2 protein-coding genes are annotated in these 2,908 nt (G+C 61.0%); both read right to left on the reverse strand.

The window, feature by feature from the left end; translation table 11 throughout:
* Nucleotides 1-223 precede the first annotated feature (223 nt).
* Complete coding sequence (locus FJ386_15375; protein MBM3878067.1) at nucleotides 224-844, reverse strand: DUF4832 domain-containing protein; 621 nt, start codon at nucleotides 842-844, stop codon at nucleotides 224-226.
* Nucleotides 814-1,785 (reverse strand): hypothetical protein, encoded by a 972-nt coding sequence (locus FJ386_15380; GenBank protein ID MBM3878068.1) that lies wholly within the window; start codon nucleotides 1,783-1,785, stop codon nucleotides 814-816. Before FJ386_15380 ends, FJ386_15375 begins: the two co-directional genes overlap by 31 nt.
* Nucleotides 1,786-2,908 lie beyond the last annotated feature (1,123 nt).

The following is a 2,908-nucleotide window of genomic DNA, read 5'->3' on the forward strand; positions in this document are numbered from 1 at the left end:
GGCACCACGACGGCACAAGCGCAAACAGCGCGCAGGCGAGATACGGAAGCAATGTTTTCATGCGATGCGGATGACTTAACAGGAATCGTCGAACGCAGCGAGAACACTCTTGTGCACAACCGTCTTGGACTGCGGTGGCAAGCGCAGCGCGACACCGCTTTCGCACGCGGAGTTTTCGGCTCTCGCTCTTAGTTTCCTTTCGCTCACAGTGGAACAAGGTCGCTCAGCGACCTGAGGCACGCGCCGCTGTCACCGGCACCTTCGTGAGCCGGTAAAATCCTTTAGCGTCCCGCGCCGAAGCTTTCAGCCCAAATTCCACAGGCCGATCCTGGCTTGCGCTCCGATCGAAGAGTCCAATGGCCAGTTCGTATTCGCCGGCCTTGAGGTCGGGCGGGAGCGATAACTCGTATCGTGAAGACACCGGCGCGCCGGGCAGCCATGACTTGCCGCTCACACCCAGAGCCTTGGTGACCTGGCCACCCGCGCCTGACAACTTCACGCGCAGTTCGTACGGCGCGTAGGGTGGCGCAACGCCGCGGTTCTCCATCGTGAGAATGAATGGCACGGTGGCGCCCGCCTCAAGCTTGTCCGGCAGTTCGAGCGACCTCGGGAAGAGCCAATAGCCGCACTTGTTCAGCAGTTCCTTGGTCAGTTCAGGATTGTCGGTTAACCATTCGCGCGCGTCGCCGTGGTAGCCGATGTAGGTCGCGTGCAGCAACTCGAGCGCGCCGCGGAAATAGTCCGGGCCCGTCTTGCCCTTGCCGAACTTGGCCACCGCGCTCTCCGGGCGGCCTTCCCAGTTGCCCGGCTTTTTTACGGAGCCGTAGTGCTCCAACTCGAACACGGTCGGAGTTTGCGGGGATAGGCATCCGCGAAGAACTCCGGGCTGCGCACCGTGAAGGTGTCGCTCACGCCCTGCAAATAGCCGTTCACGAGAATGCTGTCGTCGCGGTAGCTGATGCCGTTGGTCAGCACGTGCTGGTGCAGCCTCGCGCGCTCGGCGGGGTCGTTCAAGGCGTGGATGTAGTCATCGGAGATGACGAGCTGAGTGCGCTTGAAATGCTTAAGGTGAAGATCAACATGCTCCTTCCGCACGGCGAAGGACAAGTCCTTCCGGCTGCCGGCCCAGCAATGGCCCTCGCCCCAGTCGCCGATGCTGCCAATGTCGAGATAGCGCAGCCACGGCTTGCCATCGTAGCGCACTGCGAAAGCGGCCAGGAATCGGTCGAGCTTGGCGAGGAAGATGGGGTCGTCGAACTCTGGTTCCCAAGGTCCTTCCGGCCCGGTGGCCTTGCCTATCCGGTAATAGCCTCCCTTCGCGCCGGCCTCCATGACCCAGCGCGGGGTGGCGAACTGCTGTTCGATTCGATCCGTGCTGGTTTCCTTGCAACTGATGCGGAACGCAATGCCCAGCCCGTGCGCGGTCCACTTCTCGATGATCCGGTCAATCACTGCCCAATCGAACTGACCTTCCTTGGGTTCGAGATACGCCCACGCCAGCCGGATGTAGAGGTGGTCCATGCCGGGGAATTCCAGCAAGTCGGCGTCGCGGGCGATCTGGTATTTGTTCGGATGGTTGTCCGGGAAGTGGTGGTACCAGCCTTTGTGCGGATTGATCAGGACTCGCGCCGCATCTTGAAGCGGCGTGAGGTCATGCACGACCGGCTTCACGGCCAACGGTTCGGCGGCTCGCACGGCGGTGATGCACGCAAGCAGAGAAGTGATCCAACCGTAGAGTGTCATCACTGTGGGGGTATTCATAGAGTTTGGATTTGTGGCTTCCATTGCGGAAGCCTTTCTCGAAGCCGGCGCGTCCGCCGCCGTCTTTGAGGGTGCCCGGCTTCCAATTGCGTGCAATCTTGATATCGGCGGCTGCCTTTTCCGTCAACTCGGTCACATTCGCAAAGCCGATGCGGTTGTAGAGAGCCGGGACATAATGGGCGTCGCGAATGCCGGCATATTGCTTCCAGTGAGAGCACCGGCGATTTCGAGCGGAGTGGTTTGCTCCATCGGCTTGCGGGCCGTGAGACGGGTACGCCAGTCGCGGATGCACAGCACCTCCGAGCCCGGCATGGAGATGCCTTCCATGAAATCCCGCACGTTGTAGAAGCCTTTGTTTCGCGGATGACTCAGGCAGGCCTCGGGATACCACTTGAGATCAATAGCGCCCCAAAAAAAGCGCGTGGTTAGCAGCATGACCTGCAACGCGCCCTGGAGGGCACGGAAGAGATGATGTGACGAAGCCTTGGGATGGCGGGCGGCCAGGATCCGCTCAAAGCGGGAGTCCGGTAGCGGGGCGTCGTAGGCCAACCGGCCCCAGAGCATGAACGAATACCACTGCTTCTCCATCACCAAGGGGCGCGGGCCGGGTTCGGGATTGTGCTCCAGGAAATCGCGGCCCCAAGCGTAACCGTCCGGCCCCATGTAAAAGCCCGCGATCTTGTCCGCCGGGGGAATGTTCGCGATGTATTCGCGGGCGTAGGCGGGGTCGCCGAAGCGGAAGGTGTAGATGTCATCATTGCGCACGGTGAGCCACGTCTTCCGTCCGGGCGCGAGGCTTTCCAGCAGCGGCTGGATGAAGGGCGGATTGGGAATCGAATACATGTGCGCGACCGAATACTTGAAGCTGAACTCAAATCGGAAGTTCACTTTGCCCGTCGCCTCTTCCTCCAGTCGGCTGCATTGCGTGCTGGTTTTTCCGGCCGGACAGACCGCCGTGCGCTCCTCCACCTTGACTTGAAAATCCTCCGTTGTGAACCGCCCGTCCTTCTGCGGCGCCGGTTGCGCCGGCCCGATCAATTCTCGGCCTTCGGCTTGCACTTGCGTCAACTTCTTGCCCGACACGTAGGCGCCATCCACATGTTCCTTCGTGTGCTGTCCTTGACCTTTGACTGCGTAGGTCGCCTCA

The organism is Verrucomicrobiota bacterium (assembly GCA_016871675.1).
Classification (GTDB): domain Bacteria; phylum Verrucomicrobiota; class Verrucomicrobiia; order Limisphaerales; family VHCN01; genus VHCN01.

What these genes read in the sequence shown, in the direction of transcription:
- FJ386_15380 (MBM3878068.1), bottom strand. Translation starts at nt 1,785, where the DNA reads ATGGAAGCCACAAATCCAAACTCTATGAATACCCCCACAGTGATGACA.